Below are 19,054 nucleotides of genomic sequence, written 5' to 3' on the forward strand. Positions count from 1 at the left end.
ACGTTGCGCGGTTTGCCCGCTCATGGCCATGGACAGCACGGCCATGCGTACGGCGATGCCATAAGTCACCTGGTTCAAGATCACCGATTGCGCGCCGTCGGCCACCGCCGACTCAATCTCTACGCCACGGTTGATCGGGCCTGGGTGCATCACGATGGCATCCGGCTTGGCGCCGGCCAAACGCGCGGTGGTCAGGCCGAACAGGCGGTAGAACTCACCTTCGCTCGGCAGCAGGCCGCCGGCCATGCGCTCGCGTTGCAGGCGCAGCATGATCACCACGTCCACATCCTTAAGGCCTTCGGCCATGTCGGTGTAGACCTTCACGCCGTACTGCTCGATGCCGATCGGCAGCAAGGTTTTTGGCGCGATCACGCGGATGTCCGGGCAACCCAGGGCTTTGAGGGCCAGCATGTTTGAGCGAGCTACCCGCGAGTGCAGGATGTCGCCGACGATGGCCACCGACAGGTTTTCAAAGCCGCCCTTGTGCCGACGGATCGTCAGCATGTCGAGCATGCCTTGGGTCGGGTGGGCGTGACGGCCGTCGCCGCCATTGATGATTGCCACGTTCGGGCACACGTGTTCGGCGATGAAGTGCGCGGCACCGGAGTCGCCGTGGCGTACCACGAACATATCGGCAGCCATGGCTTCCAGGTTGCGCAGGGTGTCGAGCAGGGTCTCGCCCTTGCTCGCCGACGAGGTGGACACGTTCAGCGTGATCACGTCGGCCGACAGCCGCTGGGCCGCCAGTTCAAAGGTGGTGCGGGTGCGGGTAGAGTTCTCGAAGAACACATTGCAGATGGTCTTGCCGCGCAGCAGCGGGACCTTCTTCACCGCCCGGGCGCCGACTTCGAGGAACGAGTCGGCGGTGTCGAGGATTTCCGTCAACAACTCGCGGCGCAAACCGTCGAGCGAGAGGAAGTGGNGCAGCTGGCCCTGAGCATTGAGCTGCAGCGGGCGCTTGGCATCTAGAGGCGTCATCGCGGGGACTCTGTACAAGGCGGTTTAAAGGGCNAGGTCTTGCAGTTCGAGCTTGAGCTCCGGGCCGGACAGTTTCACCCGCTCGTGGGCCGCAAGCGCCAGCGTCGCACCGACCACGTTCGGGCTGATCGGCAATTCGCCGGCGTCCAGGTCCAGCAGGCACACCAGGGTTACACTGGCGGGGCGGCCGTAGTCGAACAGCTCGTTCATGGCGGCGCGGATAGTGCGGCCGCTCATCAGCACGTCGTCGATCAGCACCAGGTGCTGGCCTTCGATTTCGAACGGCAGGGCCGAAGGACGCACTTGCGGGTGCAGGCCGTTCTGGCTGAAGTCGTCGCGGTAGAAGGACACATCCAGCGTGCCCAGTGGCGAATCACTGCCCAGTTCATCGAGCAACGCCTGGGCGACCCAGACGCCGCCGGTACGAATGCCGATGTAGCGCGGTTCGCTGATGCCACGGTGTTGCAGGTGCGCCTTGAGACGGATCGCCATCTGGCTGATCAGTTCGGCGGGATTGGGCAGGCTCATGGTTGCTCCTTCTTGGGCCCGAGCCGGTGCGTGCGGGGTTTGGCTCGGGTTGTCGCTAAGAGAGACGCTTTGACGGCGCTTCAGGATTCGAACAGTGCGGTGTTTTCGTCGAGCCAGCCTTGCAACAGCAAGGCGGCGGCGATGGCGTCCACCGGGTTGTCGCGGTAACTGCCTTTCTGGCCACCACGGTCGCGGCGCTCGCCTTTGGCTTCAAAGGTGGTCAGGCGTTCGTCGTGGGTATAGAAGGGCAGGTTGTAGCGGCCGTTGAGGCGGCGGGCGAATTTTTCCGCGCGCAGGCACATCTCGCTGGGGGTGCCGTCCATGTTCAAGGGCAGGCCAACTACGACTGCGTCGGGCTTCCACTCCTTGATCAGGGCTTCGACCTGGTTCCAGTCCGGCACGCCGTTCTGGGCTTTCAAGGTGCACAGCTCGCGGGCCTGGCCGGTAATGACCTGGCCGACTGCCACGCCGATCTGTTTGGTGCCGTAGTCAAACCCGAGGATCAAGCGCAAGGCCATCAGGCGTGCCCCGCCTGGCTGGTCAGCAGGTTGAGGTTGACCCGCAACTTGGCCGCCGCCGCTTCCAGGCGCAGTTCGCTGGCGGTGTTGAACAGGATGTCGGCGTCGAACGGGCAGGTCAGCCACGCATTACTGGCCAATTCGGCCTCCAGTTGCCCGGCTTCCCAACCGGCGTAGCCGAGGGTAATCACGCTTTGCTCAGGCCCGACGCCGTCAGCGATGGCGAACAGCACGTCCTGGGAGGTAGACAAGGAAAGGTCGCCTTCCAGATCAACGGTCGCCTGAAAGGTCTTGCCCGAAGGGTGCAGGACGAAGCCGCGATCGGTCTGCACCGGGCCGCCGATAAAGATCGGCACATGCTGGCAGAGCACGGGCGGTTCGATGTCGGGGCGCAATTGCTCGAGGATATCGGCCAGATTCAGCTCTTGCGGGCGGTTCACCACCAGCCCCATGGCACCATTGGCCGTGTGCTCGACGATATAGGTCAAGGTCTGCGCAAAGTTCGGGTCGGCCATATGGGGCATGGCGATCAGGAATTGGTGCTTGAGGTAGGTCGGGCTGACATTTTTCATGTCCGCTAGTGTGGCGTTGGAGGGGCGAACTGACAAGCTGGGGATGCGGGTGATGTGGCAATTGTCATCAATTGCTGAACAGCTGATCACCCCGGGCAAACTTCCAGGTGCGGATGATNNCGNGCTTGCTCGCGAATGCGGCGTGTCAGTCGACATCAATACTGAATGACACACCGCATTCGCGAGCAAGCCCGCTCCCACAGGGGATTTGTGGTGGTCAGTTGCTTGAGAGTCTGTCCCCACGAGCGAATTTCCAGGTGCGGATGATTTCCAAACGGTCTATATCCGACAAATCCCCGGTAAACGGTGAAAACGGTGCCGCCAGCCGCACAATCCGCTGTGCCGCCTGATCCAGCAGCGGTTGCCCGGAGGACTCCAGCACCAGCACTTCATACAGCGAGCCATCGCGATTGATCGAGACCATCAGGCGCAAATTGCCGTAGATCTGCTGGCGCCGCGCTTCGTCGGGGTAATTCAGGTTGCCGATGCGCTCGACCTTTTTGCGCCATTCGTCCTTATACCAGGCGCCCTTGTCTTTCATGGTCGAGGCAGCGTTCAGGCGGTAGATACGGGGGCGCTTGGCGTACANCTGTTGTTCGTTGGCCAGTTCTGCTTCCAGGCTGGCAATGTCGCTGGACAGCTGTTCAGTGTCGAAAGTCGGTGCCGCCACCGCAGGCTTGGTTATCGGCTTGATCTCTTCGTTCTTCGCCGGGGCTTTTTTCGGCTTCGGCGCGACCGTGGTCACGGCAGCTTTGGGCGCTGCTTCCGGCACTGGCGGCTTGGCGGCCGGCGGCGGTGTGACTTTCTGCACCTTGTTGTCCTGGAAGGGCGCGACCTCAGTGGTCTTGGGAATTGCCTTTTTATCCAGGGTGCCACTGCCTTCCTGATTTTCCTGGGCGAGGAAATCAGCTTTCGCAGGCTTTTTTTCACTTTTGAAGGTGGCGAGGGTGATTTCCAGGGTTTTGGTGATCTGCTTGGGTTCAACCATCGTGAACCCGACGCCCAACAGCAAGGCCAGGTGAATCAACGCCGCGAGAAACAGGGTAAATCCGAGGCGATCGGCTGGGCGCACGCCACGATGGGCGAGTTCAGCGGGCAGATCGGACGGGAGTGTCATGACAAAAAAACCAACATCGCGCGTTTCACAGGTGGCGCATGATAACGCAATGTTGGTGTGTGTCCGGCTGTTCTATGTCACTTGGCTTGTAGCTTGCGCAATGTTGGTTCAATCTTGGCTGTTCTATATCAACGAGCCTTGAGCTTCTGATCGATGGCATCCATCAACATCCCGCCAATGTCGGTGCCGAACGCATTATCAATCTCGCGNATNCAGGTCGGGCTGGTGACGTTGATTTCAGTGAGGCTCTCGCCAATCACGTCCAGCCCCACAAACAGCAGGCCTTTNTCACGCAGGGTCGGGCCGACTTGTGCGGCAATCCANCGNTCCTTATCCGACAATGGCCGTGCTTCACCACGACCGCCGGCCGCCAGGTTGCCACGGGTTTCACCCGCTGCCGGGATACGCGCCAGGCAGTAATCCACCGGCTCGCCGTCGATCATCAGGATGCGCTTGTCGCCGTCCTTGATCGCCGGCAGGTAAGCCTGGCCCATGATCTGCTGGGTGCCCAGCGCGGTCAGGGTTTCCAGGATCACCGACAGGTTCGGGTCGCCGGCACGGTGACGGAAGATCGAGGTGCCGCCCATGCCGTCCAGCGGCTTGAGGATCACATCGCCGTGCTTGGCGGCGAATTCACGCAGCACATCGGCGCGGCGGCTGACCACGGTCGGCGGGGTGCACTGCGGGAACAGCGTGGCGAACAGCTTTTCATTGCAGTCGCGCAGGCTTTGCGGCTTGTTGACGATCAGCACGCCGGCGCGCTCGGCTTGCTCCAGCAGGTAGGTGGAGTAGACGAACTCCATGTCGAACGGCGGATCCTTGCGCATCAGGATCACGTCCAGATCGCTCAGCAACGCGTCGGTCTCGGCTTCCAGTTCGAACCATTTTTCCGGGTTGGCGAAGACTTTCAGCGGACGCATCCGCGCCCGGGCTTCGCCTTCACCCTGATACAAATCGCGCTGTTCCATATAGAACAGTTCCCAGCCGCGCTTCTGTGCGGCCAGCAGCATGGCCAGCGAGCTATCCTTTTTATAGGAGATGCTGGCAATAGGATCCATGACAATCCCGACGCGAACGCTCATGGGTTTTTCCTCGAATTTGGGTGGTCCGGTTGGACACGAAAAAGTGGCGTCAGATTGGCGCGCAGTGTGTTCCCGGTCAAGGAAAAACCACCGCGCCAGTCACCCGATAGATTGCATTTGGAGACTGTGCTAAAAAGGCTGCCATATCGTTCCGGCCCTTAAACATCAAGGGTTTCGAGCCTCCGATTATCGGAAATGGACAATTTGATTCGCAAAGGCGACGGCAGAGCATTTATGGACCAGCATTCCAACGCCTTGAGAGTGATGGTGATCGACGATTCGAAAACGATCCGCCGCACCGCCGAGACGCTGTTGAAGAACGTGGGGTGCGATGTCATCACGGCCATCGACGGTTTCGATGCATTGGCCCGGATTGTTGATCACCACCCGCACATTATCTTTGTCGACATCATGATGCCGCGCCTGGATGGCTATCAGACCTGCGCCCTGGTGAAGAATAATCCGGCGTTCAAGTCGATCCCGGTGATCATGCTGTCCTCCAAGGACGGCCTGTTCGACAAGGCCAAGGGGCGCATCGTTGGTGTCGATCAGTTTTTGACCAAGCCTTTCAGCAAGGAAGAACTGCTGAACGCGATCCAGGCCCATGTACCGGGCTTCGCCGCCGTTTTGCCGCAGTAGGACACGCACAGTGACGCTCGGCCAGCGGGCCCGGCGTTGACAAGAATGGGGAAGACCATGGCACGTATTCTGATCGTCGATGATTCGCCGACCGAAATGTACAAACTGACCGGCATGCTGGAAAAGCATGGGCATCAGGTCCTCAAGGCCGAAAATGGCGCTGACGGCGTGGCGCTGGCCCGTCAGGAAAAACCCGATGCGGTCCTGATGGACATCGTCATGCCCGGCCTCAACGGTTTCCAGGCGACCCGCCAGCTGACCAAAGACCCGGACACCAGGCACATTCCGATCATCATCATCACTACCAAGGATCAGGAAACCGACAAGATCTGGGGCGCGCGCCAGGGCGCCAAGGATTACCTGACCAAGCCGGTCGACGAAGAGACCCTGATCAAAACCCTGAACAACGTGCTGGCCGGTTGATCGTCCGGCCATGACCGAGTCGCTGACGGCTTTCGAACTGCTGCTGCAGATCGACCAGCGCTGTCGTCTGCTGGCGGCGGATCTGCCGTCCCAGCCGACCCGACAGGACCGCTGGAGCGGCATCGGTTTTCGCTTGGGCGAAAACTGGTACGTCGCGCCCATGGGCGAAGTCAGCGAGGTCCTGCACGAACCGCGTTTCACCCAATTGCCGGGCGTCAAACCCTGGGTCAAGGGTGTGGCCAACCTGCGCGGGCGATTGCTGCCGATCATGGATTTGTGCAGCTTCTTCGGTCATGAACAGTCGACCCTGCGCAAACAGCGGCGGGTGTTGGTGGTGGAACACGGCGAAGTGTTTGCCGGGTTGATGGTCGACGAAGTCTTCGGCTTGCAGCACTTTGCCCAGGACACTCTGGAACCGGTGTCGACGGCCGATCTCCACGGGCCGATTGCCGCGTTCGTCCAGGGCCGGTTTCAGCGTGAGCAGACGTGGCAAATATTCAGTCCGTTTACGCTGGTGCAGTCACAAAGCTTCATGCATGTAGCGCTGTAAACGCGAACCCTGTGGGAGCTGGCTTGCCTGCGATGGCATCACCTCGGCTAGAAGTGAGACCGTGTCGCCTGCATCGCGGGCAAGCCCGGCTCCCACAGGGTCCGTAGCAGGTTTCAAGAGTGTGGGTTAACAGGCGAGGACCGATGATAAAAACAAAAACAGGCAAGCCAGAAGGATCGCGCAGCCGCTCGCAGATCATCGTGCTGTTCATCGCGCTGATCGTGTTCATCATGCTGTTGTTCGCCAACTTCGCGTACCTCAACACGCAGTCCACCTATGACAAACAGTACATCGGCCACGCCGGTGAGCTGCGCGTGCTGTCCCAGCGCATCGCCAAAAATGCCACCGAAGCCGCTGCCGGCAAGGCCGCCGCGTTCAAGCTGCTGGGCGATGCACGCAACGACTTCGCCCAACGCTGGGGTTACCTGAAGAAGGGCGACCCGGCCACCGGCCTGCCACCGGCGCCGTCCACCGTGCGCCCGGAAATGCGCGCCGTGCAGCTGGACTGGGAAGCGCTGCTGAAAAACACCGACGCGATCCTCGCCAGCGAGCAGACGGTGTTGTCGTTGCATCAAGTGGCCGCGACCCTGGCCGAAACCGTGCCGCAATTGCAGATGGAGTCGGAAAAGGTCGTCGATATCTTGCTGCAACGCGGCGCCCCGGCGAGCCAGGTGGCGTTGGCCCAGCGCCAGTCGCTGCTGGCCGAACGCATTCTGGGCGCGGTGAACACCGTGCTGTCCGGTGATGAAAATTCGCAACAGGCCGCCGACGCGTTCGGTCGTGACGCGGCACGGTTCGGCCAGGTGCTCAACGGCATGCTCCAGGGCAATACGTCGCTGCGGGTCAGCCAGGTCGAAGACCGCGATGCGCGTGCCCGCTTGACCGAAATCGCCGAGCTGTTCGAGTTCGTCTCCGGCTCTGTGGATGAAATCCTCGAAACCTCGCCGCAACTGTTCCAGGTGCGCGCTTCGGCGACCAATATTTTCACCTTGTCACAAACCCTGCTCGACGAAGCCTCGCACCTGGCCACCGGGTTCGAAAACCTNGCCAGCGGGCGCAGCTTCGACACCATCGGCGGCTATGTGCTGGGCCTGTTGGCGTTGACCTCGATCATCCTGATCGGCCTGGTGATGGTGCGCGAAACCAACCGCCAACTGCATGAAACCGCCGAGAAGAACGAACGCAACCAGAACGCGATCATGCGCCTGCTCGACGAAATCGAAGACCTGGCCGATGGCGACCTCACGGTGACCGCCTCGGTGACCGAAGACTTCACCGGCACCATCGCCGACTCCATCAACTATTCGGTGGACCAACTGCGCGATCTGGTCGCCACCATCAACCTCACCGCCGGGCAAGTTGCCGGCGCGGTGCAAGAGACCCAGGCCACCGCCATGCATCTGGCCCAGGCCTCGGAGCATCAGGCCCAGCAGATCGCCGAAGCCTCCACCGCGATCAACCAGATGGCCCAGTCCATCGACCAGGTGTCGGCCAACGCGGCGGAGTCTTCGGCGGTGGCGGAGCGTTCGGTTGAAATCGCCAACAAGGGCAATGAGGTGGTGCACAACACCATCCACGGCATGGACAACATTCGCGAGCAGATCCAGGACACCGCCAAGCGCATCAAGCGCCTGGGCGAGTCTTCNCAGGAGATTGGCGACATTGTCAGCCTGATCGATGACATTGCCGATCAGACCAACATCCTCGCCCTCAATGCGGCGATCCAGGCGAGCATGGCCGGTGACGCCGGGCGCGGTTTTGCGGTGGTGGCCGATGAAGTGCAACGGCTGGCTGAGCGCTCATCCGCCGCCACCCGGCAAATCGAAACGCTGGTGCGGGCGATTCAGACCGACACCAATGAAGCCGTTATTTCCATGGAACAGACCACCACCGAAGTGGTGCGTGGCGCGCGGTTGGCCCAGGACGCCGGGGTGGCGCTGGAAGAAATCGAAGGCGTGTCGAAAACCCTGGCGGCGTTGATTCAGAGTATTTCCAACGCNGCGCAGCAACAGACGTCGTCCGCCGGGCAGATCTCCCTGACGATGAACGTGATCCAGCAAATCACCACGCAGACGTCATCCGGCTCGACCGCCACCGCCGAAAGTATCGGCAACCTGGCGAAGATGGCCAGTCAGCTGCGGCGCTCGGTGTCCGGTTTCACCTTGCCGGCGGCCAAGGCGCAGGCTGCGGATAAAGTGTGAAGCGCCCGCAGGCGTTTGCGTTTTTTTGAGTAGAGCAGTGATTTGGAGTGGTTATGGGTGATCGGCACGACTATGTGGCCCTCGAATGGGTCAAAGGCGAGATTGCCGAAACGCTGAAAGTGGCTCATCAAGCCATCGAAACCCTGCTTGATGACCCTCAGGCGACGCACGCCCTGAGCGATTGCCTGGCGTGCATCCATCAGGTTCACGGCAGTTTACAGATGGTCGAATTCTACGGCGCGGCCCTGCTCGCCGAAGAAATGGAACACCTGGTCATCGCCTTGCAACAGAACCGCATCGGTCATCGCGACGAGGCGCTTCACCTGCTGCTGCAAGCCCTCGGGCAGCTGCCGATTTACCTCGATCGGGTGCAAGGCGCGCGGCGTGACCTGCCCTTGGTGGTGCTGCCATTGATCAACGATTTGCGCAGTGCCCGGGGCGAAAGCCTGTTGTCGGAAACCAGTCTGTTCAGCCCGCAATTGCTCGACCTGCCGGGGTTGGACGAAGAATCGCTGGCCCTGCTGGAACCGGCGGATCTTCCCAATGTGCTGCGCAAGTTGCGGCAGATGCTGCAGATGGCGTTGGTCGGGTTGCTGCGCGAGCAGGATGACGAGACTAACCTCGGTTATCTGACCAAAGTTTTTTCACGCCTGGAAGGACTGTGCGGCAACGCGCCTTTGAGCCCGTTGTGGCAAGTCGCCTCGGCGCTGGTCGAAGGCATGCGCGGTGGCTCGATTGCCAACAGCCCGGCGCTGCGCAGCCTGTTCAAGGACGCCGACAAAGAACTCAAGCGCTTGCTCGAACAGGGCATTCGCGGCATCAATCAGCCGGCGCCGCCGGAGTTACTCAAGAGTTTGCTGTTCTACATTGCCAAGGCCGAACATCCCACCGGGCAGATGCTGACCATGAAAGATCGTTACTCACTGGACGACGCGCTGCCTGACAGCGCAATGGTCGACGAAGAACGCGCCCGCCTGGCCGGCCCTGACCGTGACGCCATGCGTTCGGTGCTGGCCGCACTCTGTGAAGAACTGGTGCGGGTCAAGGAGCGCCTGGACCTGTTCGTGCGCAGTGACCGGCAGCACACCAGCGACCTCGATGCCTTGCTGGCGCCCCTGCGGCAAATCGCCGACACCTTGGCGGTGTTGGGTTTTGGCCAGCCGCGCAAAGTCATCATCGATCAACTGGCGGTGGTGCTGAGTCTTGCCCAAGGCCAGCGCGAACCCAACGACGCCATTCTCATGGACGTCGCCGGGGCCCTGCTCTACGTCGAAGCGACGCTGGCCGGCATGGTCGGCACCGTTGAGCCGGAGAGTCAGGAAGAAAGCCGCCTGCCGACCACCGACCTGACGCAGATCCATCAGATCGTGATCAAGGAAACGCGTATCTGCCTGCAACAGGCCAAGGACATGATCGTCGACTACATCGACGCCGACTGGGACCGCCAGCATTTACAGGCCTTGCCGGCGTTGCTGACCCAAGTGCGTGGTGCGCTGTCGATGATTCCGTTGGGCCGTGCGGCGAGCCTGATCGAAGCCTGCAACCACTTCATTCGCGAGCATCTGCTGCTGGACCCGGGTCAGCCCGGCTGGCAGGAACTGGACAGCCTGGCCGACGTCATCACCAGCATCGAGTATTACCTGGAGCGTCTCAGCGACGACCCCGAGGCTCCCGGCGAACAGCTGCTCGACGTGGCGGAAAAGAGCCTGGCGTCACTCGGCTTTTTCCCCAGCGAACAGCATGTGCCGATGCTCGAGGATGTGCTGAGCCCGAGTGAAGCTCAGGTGATGCAGGACCTGCAAGAACTCGATGACCCCGATACCGTGCAGTCGCTGGCCGATGTCCTCGCCAGCCCGGTCTCTTCGGTCAATCCGCCGGCCCTGACCACCCCGGGCAGCCTGCTGCCACCGCCCGCCGGCGAAGAGCCGGTGGACGATGAGCTGCGGGAAGTCTTCCTCGAAGAAACCGATGAAGTCCTGGAAATCCTCCGGGAATACTTGCCGCGCTGGACGGCCAATCCGGACGATAAAGCCGCGTTGAGTGAATTGCGCCGTGCGTTCCACACCTTGAAAGGCAGTGGCCGGATGGTCCGTGCGCTGGTGCTGGGTGAGTTGGCGTGGGCCGTGGAAAACCTGCTCAACCGCGTGTTGGAACACAGCGTTGCGCCTGGGGCGGCGGTGCAACAATTGCTCCGCGATGCACTGGAGCTGCTGCCGGCGCTGGTGGCTGAATTTGCCGTCAATGCCCAGCGCCAGTGCAATCAGGTCGACCAACTGGCCGCTCGCGCCCATGCCCTGGCCAAGGGCGATACGCCCGCCAGCGATGAAGACACCCAGGACGTTGCGGCCCTCGATCCGCTGTTGCTGGAGATCTTCCGCAAGGAAGCCGAGACCCATCTCGCCAGCCTCAACCGTTTCCTCGATCAAGCCGCCGAGCAGGTGCCGTTGCAAGCCAGCGACGAGTTGCAGCGGGCGTTGCACACCTTGAAGGGCAGCGCGTCGATGGCCGGCGTATTGCCGATCGCCGAGCTGGCGACGCCGCTGGATCAACTGGCCCGCGAATACAAGGCGCACCTGATCGCCCTCGACCTCGACGAAGTCGAACTGCTGCTGGAAGCCGAAGGTCTGTTCCGCCTCGGGCTGCGGCAACTCAAGGATGATCCGCTGGCCGAAATACCGGATGCTGATTTGCTGATCGAGCGCACCAAGGCGTTGCTCTCCGAGCGTCTGGACGCGCTGTTGAAAGCGCCGAACACTGCGCTGCGAATCAAGCGTGATCCGCAACTGATTACCAACTTCCTGGCCCAAGGCATGGACATCCTGCTGGATGCCGAAAGCCTGCTGCGCCGCTGGCAGCAACACCCCGGCGAGCGCCAGGAGCTGACGGCGCTGCTGGACGAATTGACCACCTTGGGCGAGGGCGCGCACATCGCCGACCTGCACGCCATCGACGAACTTTGCGAGGCCTTGCTCGATCTGTACGGTGCCGTGGAAGAGAGCAGCCTGGCGGTCAGCGAGCGGTTTTTCCAGGAGGCCGAACAGGCCCATGAAGCGTTGATCAACATGCTCGACGAACTGGCCGCCGGCCAGGAAGTCAGCCCGCAACCGGAACGCATCCGGGCCTTGCGCGGCTTGCTCGACGAAAGCCTTGATCCGTCGTCCATGGGCCTGATCCGCAGCGATGGCAGCCGCACCCTGAGCATCCGCGAACTGGGCAGCGCCACCGCGGAACTGGAACAGACCGCGACCCAGGTCGAGCTGGACGATGAGATCGTCTCGATCTTCCTCGAAGAAGCGGTGGATATCCTCGAAAGCGCTGGCCAGGTCTTGCAGCGCTGGCTGAGCGACCCGGACAACGCCGCGCCGCTGTCGTCCTTGCAGCGTGACTTGCATACCCTCAAGGGTGGCGCACGGATGGCCGAGGTCCAGCCGGTCGGCGACCTGGCCCATGAATTGGAAAGTCTTTACGAAGGCCTGGTGGACCGCCGTTACAGCCACAGTGAAACCCTCGCGCAGTTGCTGCAACAGAGCCATGACCGGCTCGCGGTGTTGCTCGAACAGCTGAAGAACCAGCACACCCTGGGTGCTCCGAACGAACTGATCGAAGCGATTCGCAAGTTCCGTCAGGGCAACGCCAACACCGCCGAAGTGGCGGAACCTGCGCCGGCCAATGACTCGCCGGGCCACGACCCCGAGCTGCTGGAGATCTTCCTCGAGGAAGGTTTCGACATCATCGAAAACTCCGGCACGGCGCTGGTGCGCTGGCAAGCCGAACCGTCGAACCGTCAGGAAGTGGAAACCCTGCTGCGCGACCTGCACACCCTCAAAGGGGGCGCGCGNATGGTGGAAATTGCCCCCATCGGCGACCTCGCCCATGAGCTGGAATTTCTCTACGAAGGCTTGTCCGCTGGCGTGCTGCAACCGACCCCGGCGCTGTTCGCGTTGCTGCAAAGCAGTCACGACCGACTGGCGCAGATGCTCGATGCCACCCGCGCCGGTCAGCCCTTGCCGCCGGCTGATCGGTTGATCGACGCGATCAAGAACTTCAGCCATCCCGCTGTTCTCGATGCGCCGGTGGTGCTGCCCGCCACGCCGAAACCCGACACCCCGGCGCCGCAAGCCGAAGTGGGGGCCGACATGGTCAAGGTCTCGGCAGAATTGCTCGACGATCTGGTCAACCTGGCCGGTGAAACTTCGATCTTCCGTGGCCGTATCGAGCAGCAGGTCAGCGATGCGCGGGTGGCCCTGAGCGAAATGGAAACCACCATCGAGCGGATGCGCGATCAGTTGCGCCGGCTCGATACTGAAACCCAGGGCCGGATTCTCAGCCGCCAGCAAGTCGAAGCCGAACGCCTGGGCTACGAAGAATTCGATCCGCTGGAAATGGACCGTCACTCGCAGCTGCAGCAGTTGTCGCGNGCGCTGTCTGAGTCAGCCTCCGACTTGCTGGACCTCAAGGAAACCCTCGATCGCCGCAACCAGGACGCGCACAACCTGTTGCAGCAACAGGCGCGCATCAACACCGAGTTGCAAGAAGGCCTGATGCGCACGCGCATGGTGCCGTTTGAACGCATGCTGCCGCGCCTCAAGCGCATCGTGCGCCAGGTGGCCAGNGAGCTGGGCAAGGACGTTGAGTTCGTGGTCGGCAACGCTGAAGGCGAGATGGACCGCAACGTGCTGGAACGCATGGTGGCGCCGCTGGAACACATGCTGCGCAACGCCGTGGACCATGGTCTGGAATCGACCGAGGTGCGTATCGCGGCCGGCAAACCGGCCCAGGGCCGGATCACCCTCGACCTGTCTCGCGAGGGCGGCGACATCATTTTCGACATTCGCGACGACGGTGCGGGCGTGCCGCTGGACGCGGTGCGGCGCAAGGCGATCAAGCGCGGTTTGCTGGCTGCGGACGCCGATATCAGCGACCGCGACGTGTTGCAGTTCATCCTGCAGCCGGGGTTCTCCACGGCGGAAAAAATCACGCAGATTTCCGGGCGTGGCGTGGGCATGGACGTGGTGCACGAAGAAGTGCGCCAACTCGGTGGCTCGATGGTCATTGATTCGACGCCGGGCGCGGGCGTGCACTTCCGGATTCGCCTGCCGTTCACCGTGTCGGTCAACCGCGCGCTGATGGTGCAGTGCCTGGAAGATCAATACGCGATCCCGTTGAACACCATCGACGGCATCGTTCGTGTGCTGCCCAACGAACTCGAAGGGCATTACCGGCTCGATCCGCCGACCTACGAATACGCCGGGCAGACGTATGAGCTGTGTTATCTGGGCGACCTGCTGCACACCGTCGCCCGGCCGAAACTGTTGGGCCAGTACCAGCCGGTGCCGGTGCTGCTGGTGCAATGCAACGAGCGGCGCGTGGCGGTGCATGTGGACTCCATGGCCGGCACGCGCGAGATCGTGGTCAAAAGCCTCGGCCCGCAATTTGCGTCGGTGCAGGGTTTGTCCGGGGCGACGATTCTGGGCGACGGCCGGGTGGTGCTGATTCTCGATTTGCTCGCGCCGATCCGCGCCATGCAGGCCCAGGCGCCGCAACGCACGCAAACCCAGGACGCGGAGGTCGAGCCGCATAAACCGCTGCTGGTGCTGGTGGTCGACGATTCGGTCACCGTGCGCAAGGTCACCAGCCGTCTGCTGGAGCGCCACGGCATGAACGTGCTGACCGCCAAGGATGGGGTTGACGCCATGCTGCTGCTTGAAGACCACCTGCCCGACGTGATGCTGCTCGACATCGAAATGCCGCGCATGGACGGCTTCGAAGTGGCCATCCAGGTGCGCAACGACCCACGGCTGATGCGCCTGCCGATCATCATGATCACCTCGCGCACCGGCCAAAAACACCGCGACCGCGCCATGGCCATTGGCGTCAACGACTACCTCGGCAAGCCGTATCAGGAATCGGTGCTGCTCGACAGCATCGCGTTGTGGAGCAAAACCCATGCTTGAGCACCGCACCAGCAATCTCACCGGGCTGCTGCTGCCCCTGGCCGACCGCAACCTGATCCTGCCCAACGTGGCGGTGGCGGAGTTGATCGACTATCAACCGGGGGCGTTCGATCTGGACACGCCTCCGTGGTACCTGGGGTTGGTGAAGTGGCGGGACCGGCAGATTCCGTTGCTGAGTTTCGAGTCGGCGTGCGGCAATAAAATCGTCATCGGCGAGCGTGCGCGGATCGTGATTCTCAATGCCCTTGGTGGGCGGCCAGAGCTGAAGTTCATTGCGTTGCTGGTGCAGGGGATTCCGCGGTCGTACAAGCTGGATAGTCAGTTGAGCTATGTGGATGTGCCGTTGTGTCCGCTGGAGCAGGCGGCGGTGCAGGTGGGGGAGCAAGTGGCGAAGGTGCCGGATTTGCTGGCACTTGAGCAGTTACTTGTGAGTGCTGGGTTGGTCTGACTGGCCCCTTCGCGAGCAAGCCCGCTCCCACATTGGATTTGCGGCGTACACAAAACCTGTGGGAGCGGGCTTGCTCGCGANGCACCCCATCNGCCATTCGACTGAGCGCCAGGGCTACCGAGCGGCGCGAGCCTTCTACATCGTCCGCCAGATCAGCCGCAATGGCGCTGATGGACAGCAAGTCTTCAGAGGCATTGGCCAGCAGGGCTTCGGTATCGATATCCGGGGAGACGGTGAAGAGAGGATGTTTGCGGCGCTTGCCCGGTTTTTCGTGGGCTGGGGGGAAGTAGTAAGAGAAGACGCGGTCGGCGGCTTCTTTGAGTTTCTCGGCTTCGAGGGATGCGTCGGAACCGGTGTCGGTTTCCGGGGGATTGGGAGTGGCTTGCACAGCCGCCATAACGGAGTACACACATTAAAGGTGCGCAAGCATACGTCATGAGGGGGCGCATTTGCGCCTTCTACACCTCGGGGGTCCAGACCCGGTCGCTGAATTGGCAGCGACCCGTAAACGATAAAGATCAACGCAAAACCGCACCAGTCAGCGGCTTCCGGCATTGCTGTAGGCAGCGACGCCGGACTACGTAGCCTCTCACCGTTACTGCGGACAAACTTTTAAACACAAATCCCCATTTGGCTGGCGACGGTTGAAGAGTCCCAAAAAGGGACCTATCGTTCCCTTTTTGGGACTCTTTGGCCGCCGCCATGCAAACCTTGCCGCTCAGCACTGCGCTCTTCACCGTCACCCAGCAAAAAGTGCTGGGCCTGCTTTTTGGCAAGCCCGATCAAAGTTTTTTCACCAACGAAATAGCCCGCTGGGCCCAAGTGGGCAAGGGCAGCCTCACCCGCGAACTTGAGCGGTTGCAGTTGGCGGGCATCTTGAGCATGACGCGCCAAGGCAACCAGACCCACTACCAAGCCAATCCCCAGTGCCCGATTTACTCGGAGTTGTTGGCCATCGTGCGCAAGACGCTGAGCCTGGACGAACCCTTGCGCAATGCATTGGCGCCTTTCGCCGAGCAACTGACGTGGGCGTTCATCTACGGCTCCATCGCCAAGGGCGAGGCGCACTCATCCAGTGACATAGATCTGATGCTGATAGGTGAAAGCCTCAACTACAGTGAAGTCATGGAGCAGCTCATGCCGCTGGAAGAGCAACTGGGCCGCACCATCAACCACCCATTCCACGCACATCCGGATAGTGATTCCACGCTGATCCGGACACTCACTCCACGAGCATCCGGACACCGATTCCACGGCCATCCGGACACTTTTCAGGCAGGCAGCTACGCAGGATTTATTCACTACCATCGACCTCTTTTTCGAAGCGAAGAGGTCGTCGTGGAGCGTTTATCCATGCGTAAAATCCGAGAGGTGTTGCGCCTCAAGTTCGACTGCGGCCTGTCCGTGCGCAAGATCGCCCGCAGCCTGGGTACTGGCCACAGCAGTGCCGGTGATTACCTCTGTCGTTTTGCCGCCAGCGGTCTCAGTTGGCCCTGTTCGTTGTCCGATGCCGAGTTGGAGCAGCAACTGTTCCCGCCGGCCCAGGCGGTTGCCAGTGAGAAGCGGCCTTTACCCGATTGGGCATGGGTGCATGCCGAACTGCGCCGCCCCGGGGTGACCCTGGCGCTGCTCTGGCAGGAGTACCGCCTGAGCCAGCCGCAGGGCTTTCAGTACAGCTGGTTCTGTGAGCACTACCGGGCCTGGCAGGGCAAGCTGGACGTGGTGATGCGTCAGGAGCACCGCGTCGGCGAGAAGCTGTTCGTCGACTATGCCGGCCAGACGGTGCCGGTTATCGACCGCCACAGCGGCGAGATCCGCCAGGCGCAGGTGTTCGTCGCGGTGCTTGGCGCGTCCAGCTACACCTTCGCCGAAGCCACCTGGTCGCAGCAGCTGCCGGACTGGCTAGGCTCGCATACCCGTTGCTTCGCCTTCCTCGGCGGCGTGCCGGAGATCGTGGTGCCGGACAACCTGCGCAGCGCGGTGAGCAAGGCCCATCGTTACGAGCCGGACATCAACCCCAGCTACCGCGACCTTGCCGAGCACTACGGAGTGGCGGTGGTGCCGGCGCGGGCGCGTAAGCCGCGCGACAAAGCCAAGGCCGAAGTCGGCGTGCAGGTGGTCGAGCGTTGGATCCTCGCCGCCCTGCGCAACCGCCAGTTCTTCTCCCTGGATGAACTCAACAGCGCTATCGCCGGGCTGCTGGAGCGGCTCAATCGCCGCCCGTTTCGCAGGCTACCGGGCTCCCGGCACTCGGCCTTCGAGGCTCTGGATCGTCCGGCGCTGCGCCCATTACCGGAGCAACCCTACGTCTATGCCGAGTGGAAGAAGGCGCGGGTGCACATCGACTACCACGTCGAGGTCGATGGGCATTACTACTCGGTGCCGTATCAACTGGTGAAGAAGCAGCTGGAGGTGCGCCTGACGGCGCGCACCGTCGAGTGTTTCCACGCCAACCAGCGAGTGGCCAGCCACCTGCGCTCAATGCACAAGGGCAGGCACAGCACGCAGGCCGAGCACATGCCCAAGAGCCATCGCGAGCATGCCGAGTGGACGCCGCAACGGCTGATCCGCTGGGCCGAGCAGACCGGGCCGAGCACCGCCGGCGTGATCCGGCACATCCTCGAACGGCGCATCCATCCGCAGCAGGGCTACCGGGCCTGCCTGGGCATCCTGCGCCTGGGCAAGACCCATGGCGAAGTGCGCTTGGAGTTGGCCTGCCGTCGCGCCATCAGCCTCGGTGCGTGCAGTTACAAGAGCCTCGAATCGATCCTGCGCCAGGGGCTGGAAAACCTGCCGCTGGCCCAGCAGCACCTGCCCCTGCTCCCGGACGACCACGCCAACCTGCGCGGCCCCGGCTACTACCACTGAACACAAGGAAACTCACCATGCTGCCCCATCCGACCCTGGACAAGCTGCAAACCCTGCGCCTGCACGGCATGCTCAAGGCGCTGAATGAACAACTGAAAACCCCGGAAATCGACAGCCTGAGCTTCGAGGAACGCCTCGGCCTGCTGGTCGACCGCGAGCTGACCGAACGCGATGACAAGCGCCTGAGCAGCCGCCTGCGCCAGGCCCGGCTCAAGCACAACGCCTGCCTCGAAGACATCGACTACCGTAGCCCGCGCGGACTGGATAAGGCGCTGATCCTGCAACTGAGCAGTGGCCAGTGGCTGCGCGACGGCCTCAACCTGATCATCGGCGGCCCCACCGGTGTCGGTAAAACCTGGCTGGCCTGCGCCCTGGCCCACCAGGCCTGCCGAGAGGGCTACAGCGTGCGCTATCTGCGCCTGCCACGTTTGCTGGAAGAACTGGGTCTGGCCCATGGCGACGGCCGCTTCGCCAAGCTGATGAGCAGCTACGCCAAGACCGACCTGCTGATCCTCGACGACTGGGGCCTAGCCCCGTTCACCGCCGAACAGCGGCGCGACATGCTGGAGCTACTGGACGACCGCTACGGCCAGCGCTCGACCATCGTTACCAGCCAGATGCCGGTGGACAACTGGCACGAGCTGATCGGCGACCCGACCCTGGCCGACGCCATCCTCGACCGCCTGGTGCACAACGCTTATCGGATCAATCTGAAGGGTGAATCAATGCGCAAACGGACGCAGAAATTGACGACGCCGGGCACCTCAGACTAACAATGCCACCCCTGCGTCGCTGCGCTCCGACTGCCTGTCCGAATGATCGTGGAACATGATAGGTGAAAGCCTCAACTACAGTGAAGTCATGGAGCAGCTCATGCCGCTGGAAGAGCAACTGGGCCGCACCATCAACCCGACGCTTTACACCCTCGAAGACTGGATCGGCAAATGGAATGCCGGGAACAGTTTTGTGCAGCGGGTCGTGCAGCAGGACAAGATCAATCTGATGGGGGGCAACCCCCTGGAATCCACGGATGGACAGCAAGCCAAACCTGGAGAACCTGCAACGTAGCGGTGGCTTGAAGGCAGAGCCGCCGGATCGCAAGGAGTGTGATGGACTGATGCGCTCGGCCCGGGACCGATTAAGGGNTATAGCGTAAGACACCTCGGTCAGTCCCCT

At 62.0% G+C, this 19,054-nt stretch carries 14 protein-coding genes and 3 pseudogenes; 10 read left to right on the plus strand and 7 right to left on the minus strand.

Going from position 1 to position 19,054, the window contains the following annotated elements:
• From B7L09_RS19280 to gshB, 6 genes are all read right to left on the minus strand, one after another.
• A partial coding sequence (locus B7L09_RS19280) for an aspartate carbamoyltransferase catalytic subunit (protein ID WP_094470191.1) occupies positions 1-978 on the minus strand: 978 nt, incomplete at its 3' end.
• A gap of 24 nt (positions 979-1,002) precedes the next feature.
• The gene (gene pyrR / locus B7L09_RS19285; protein ID WP_094470192.1) at positions 1,003-1,506 is read right to left on the minus strand and encodes a bifunctional pyr operon transcriptional regulator/uracil phosphoribosyltransferase PyrR; all 504 of its coding nucleotides are present in this window, start codon (positions 1,504-1,506) and stop codon (positions 1,003-1,005) included.
• 80 nt (positions 1,507-1,586) lie between these two features.
• Positions 1,587-2,024, minus strand: coding sequence for a Holliday junction resolvase RuvX (gene ruvX / locus B7L09_RS19290; protein WP_003213744.1), 438 nt, complete (start codon positions 2,022-2,024; stop codon positions 1,587-1,589).
• Complete coding sequence (locus B7L09_RS19295; RefSeq protein ID WP_094470193.1) at positions 2,024-2,596, minus strand: YqgE/AlgH family protein; 573 nt, start codon at positions 2,594-2,596, stop codon at positions 2,024-2,026. Before B7L09_RS19295 ends, ruvX begins: the two co-directional genes overlap by 1 nt.
• A gap of 217 nt (positions 2,597-2,813) precedes the next feature.
• Positions 2,814-3,713: an energy transducer TonB gene (locus tag B7L09_RS19300; protein ID WP_094470194.1), complete on the minus strand. Its 900-nt coding sequence runs from the start codon at positions 3,711-3,713 to the stop codon at positions 2,814-2,816.
• A gap of 128 nt (positions 3,714-3,841) precedes the next feature.
• Entirely contained in the window at positions 3,842-4,795 is a 954-nt protein-coding gene (gene gshB / locus B7L09_RS19305; RefSeq protein ID WP_094470195.1) for a glutathione synthase, read from the minus strand.
• Between the two features lie 234 nt (positions 4,796-5,029).
• Here gshB and pilG point away from each other — a divergent pair, with 234 nt between their 5' ends.
• From pilG to B7L09_RS19335, 6 genes are all read left to right on the plus strand, one after another.
• Entirely contained in the window at positions 5,030-5,434 is a 405-nt protein-coding gene (pilG, locus tag B7L09_RS19310) for a twitching motility response regulator PilG (RefSeq protein ID WP_094470212.1), read from the plus strand.
• A 57-nt stretch (positions 5,435-5,491) separates the two neighbouring features.
• On the plus strand, positions 5,492-5,857 hold the full coding sequence (pilH, locus tag B7L09_RS19315) for a twitching motility response regulator PilH (protein WP_094470196.1): 366 nt from the start codon (positions 5,492-5,494) through the stop codon (positions 5,855-5,857).
• Positions 5,858-5,867: 10 nt separating this feature from the next.
• Positions 5,868-6,407, plus strand: a complete 540-nt coding sequence (locus tag B7L09_RS19320) for a chemotaxis protein CheW (RefSeq protein ID WP_094470197.1) — start codon at positions 5,868-5,870, stop codon at positions 6,405-6,407.
• Positions 6,408-6,550: 143 nt separating this feature from the next.
• The gene (locus tag B7L09_RS19325; protein WP_094470198.1) at positions 6,551-8,608 is read left to right on the plus strand and encodes a methyl-accepting chemotaxis protein; all 2,058 of its coding nucleotides are present in this window, start codon (positions 6,551-6,553) and stop codon (positions 8,606-8,608) included.
• A 53-nt stretch (positions 8,609-8,661) separates the two neighbouring features.
• A complete protein-coding gene (locus B7L09_RS19330; RefSeq protein WP_094470199.1) occupies positions 8,662-14,562 on the plus strand; it encodes an Hpt domain-containing protein in 5,901 nt (1,966 codons plus the stop codon).
• Positions 14,555-15,010 (plus strand): chemotaxis protein CheW, encoded by a 456-nt coding sequence (locus B7L09_RS19335; protein ID WP_094470200.1) that lies wholly within the window; start codon positions 14,555-14,557, stop codon positions 15,008-15,010. Before B7L09_RS19330 ends, B7L09_RS19335 begins: the two co-directional genes overlap by 8 nt.
• An 82-nt stretch (positions 15,011-15,092) precedes the next feature.
• Here the strand turns inward: B7L09_RS19335 and B7L09_RS32445 are convergent.
• Positions 15,093-15,407: pseudogene (locus tag B7L09_RS32445) on the minus strand (DUF6124 family protein); the annotation flags it as partial.
• A 305-nt stretch (positions 15,408-15,712) separates the two neighbouring features.
• Here B7L09_RS32445 and B7L09_RS32020 point away from each other — a divergent pair.
• From B7L09_RS32020 to B7L09_RS19355, 4 genes and pseudogenes are all read left to right on the plus strand, one after another.
• Positions 15,713-16,207 (plus strand): annotated as a pseudogene (locus B7L09_RS32020) (nucleotidyltransferase domain-containing protein); the annotation flags it as partial.
• A gap of 156 nt (positions 16,208-16,363) precedes the next feature.
• Positions 16,364-17,878 carry an IS21 family transposase gene (istA, locus tag B7L09_RS19345; RefSeq protein ID WP_010454879.1) on the plus strand — a complete coding sequence of 505 codons (1,515 nt, stop codon included), beginning with the start codon at positions 16,364-16,366 and terminating at the stop codon, positions 17,876-17,878.
• 17 nt (positions 17,879-17,895) lie between these two features.
• Entirely contained in the window at positions 17,896-18,651 is a 756-nt protein-coding gene (gene istB, locus B7L09_RS19350; RefSeq protein WP_010454877.1) for an IS21-like element ISPpu7 family helper ATPase IstB, read from the plus strand.
• A gap of 55 nt (positions 18,652-18,706) precedes the next feature.
• Positions 18,707-18,946 (plus strand): annotated as a pseudogene (locus B7L09_RS19355) (transcriptional regulator); the annotation flags it as partial.
• Positions 18,947-19,054 lie beyond the last annotated feature (108 nt).

Source organism: Pseudomonas mandelii (assembly GCF_002251635.1).
GTDB lineage: Bacteria > Pseudomonadota > Gammaproteobacteria > Pseudomonadales > Pseudomonadaceae > Aquipseudomonas > Aquipseudomonas mandelii_B.

Bases quoted from the DNA above. Each gene is read 5' to 3' on its own strand.
- pilH (WP_094470196.1), top strand. From the start codon at position 5,492: ATGGCACGTATTCTGATCGTCGATGATTCGCCGACCGAAATGTACAAA.
- B7L09_RS19295 (WP_094470193.1), bottom strand. From the start codon at position 2,596: ATGAAAAATGTCAGCCCGACCTACCTCAAGCACCAATTCCTGATCGCC.
- B7L09_RS19335 (WP_094470200.1), top strand. From the start codon at position 14,555: ATGCTTGAGCACCGCACCAGCAATCTCACCGGGCTGCTGCTGCCCCTG.
- istB (WP_010454877.1), top strand. From the start codon at position 17,896: ATGCTGCCCCATCCGACCCTGGACAAGCTGCAAACCCTGCGCCTGCAC.
- B7L09_RS19320 (WP_094470197.1), top strand. From the start codon at position 5,868: ATGACCGAGTCGCTGACGGCTTTCGAACTGCTGCTGCAGATCGACCAG.
- istA (WP_010454879.1), top strand. From the start codon at position 16,364: ATGCGTAAAATCCGAGAGGTGTTGCGCCTCAAGTTCGACTGCGGCCTG.
- ruvX (WP_003213744.1), bottom strand. From the start codon at position 2,024: ATGGCCTTGCGCTTGATCCTCGGGTTTGACTACGGCACCAAACAGATC.
- pilG (WP_094470212.1), top strand. From the start codon at position 5,030: ATGGACCAGCATTCCAACGCCTTGAGAGTGATGGTGATCGACGATTCG.